Source organism: Lactobacillus sp. UMNPBX19, from assembly GCF_002553805.1.
Classification (GTDB): Bacteria; Bacillota; Bacilli; order Lactobacillales; family Lactobacillaceae; genus Lactobacillus.
This window is the reverse complement of record NZ_PCYR01000072.1, coordinates 1-1372: the sequence shown is the minus strand read 5'-3', so window position 1 is coordinate 1372 and position 1372 is coordinate 1. Positions and strand designations below refer to the sequence as shown.

The following is a 1372-nucleotide window of genomic DNA, read 5'->3' as shown; positions in this document are numbered from 1 at the left end:
GAAACTGTCAAATCTTTTGTGTAAATAGATCTTTCTCGTAAATTGATTTTTTAATTATTTATTTAATCAAAGTAGGATTCTAAGGTGTCCTGAACCTGACCAAAGCCTTTATGAATTCGATTGAAATAACGGTCATTGTAGCTCATTGCCTGAATACCAATAAAAGCATCAAGCGACTGTTCAGTTGGAAACTCTGCCTTAGGCTTAGCTTTGCGCTTGATCACATTGTTAAATGATTCAATCATGTTAGTCGAATAAATTGAAGCTCTGATCTGCTTGGGATAGTTATAAAAGACCAGCAGATCTGGTTCTATGTCTTTCAAGCTTCTGATAACATGGCTGTAAACCTTGCCCCATTTGGTATAGAAGTCATGCAGGACAGCTGTGGCTTCTTCTTTGTTTGTCTGTTGATGCACCTGTTTGAATTCGTTCATGATCTTTTCACGATCGTCGACGCGTACTTTAGCGCAGATATTGCGCATGACATGAACCAAACAGCGTTGAAAATGAGCTTTAGGATAAGTCCTGGCCAAGGCTGTTTTCATGCCAACAACACCATCAGAAAGAAAAAGCTCAACTTGCTTTAAGCCTCTGGATTTCATGTTTTGAAGCATATCTGTCCAGACTTCAATGTTCTCGCTAGGCGCAATGCAGTAGTCAATGACCTCCTTGTGCCCATTAGGCTTGATGCCAATGGCAATATAGACTGCTTCACGCTCAAATGTTTCTCGGCGCAAAGGAAGGTATGTCGCATCCAAATAGACGCAGAAAAACTTGTCGCTTAGCTTGCGTTTGTGGTAAGCCTCAACCTTTGGAATCATCTGCTTGGAAATATTTGATACCTGAGCTGGACTGTAATGGCTGCCATACATCTTTTCAATTAGATCGGCTATTTCCCTGGTGGTCACGCCCTTGGAGTAAAGCTTGATAATCATGCTTTCCAAGATATCCGAGTGCTGCTTGTAGTCAGGCAGCGTGTGCTGATGAAATTGACCGTTGCGATCCCGAGGCACTTGCACTTCAATTGGGCCAAATTGCGTATCAACTTTGCGGAAATAAGCACCATTTCTAGAATTGCCAGTATTCCAGCCATTTCTGGCATAGGGATCATAGCCCAGAAAGGCAGTCAATTCAGCTTCTAACAAGTTATTAACAGCTTGTTGTAGCTCTTTGCGCAATAAATCATTTATTTTGTCTGGATTGAATAGAGCTTGAGCAAAATCTTTGGTAAAATCATTCATGAAGGAGTTCTTCTTTCTGTATGTGTTTTTTTGTTCAAACCAATCATACGAGAAAGGAACTCCTTTTTCTAATGTTTAAAGAAATAAATTTAAGGAATCATTCATCCTTACACAAACTATTTTACAGTCTC

At 40.0% G+C, this 1372-nt stretch carries 1 protein-coding gene; it reads right to left on the bottom strand.

The genetic code is table 11. The annotated features are described in order from the left end of the window. Nucleotides 1–62 precede the first annotated feature (62 nt). Entirely contained in the window at nucleotides 63–1241 is a 1179-nt protein-coding gene (locus CP370_RS09080; protein WP_005727505.1) for an IS256 family transposase, read from the bottom strand. Between the last annotated feature and the right edge of the window lie 131 nt (nucleotides 1242–1372).

Bases quoted from the DNA above. Each gene is read 5' to 3' on its own strand.
- CP370_RS09080 (WP_005727505.1), bottom strand. From the start codon at position 1,241: ATGAATGATTTTACCAAAGATTTTGCTCAAGCTCTATTCAATCCAGAC.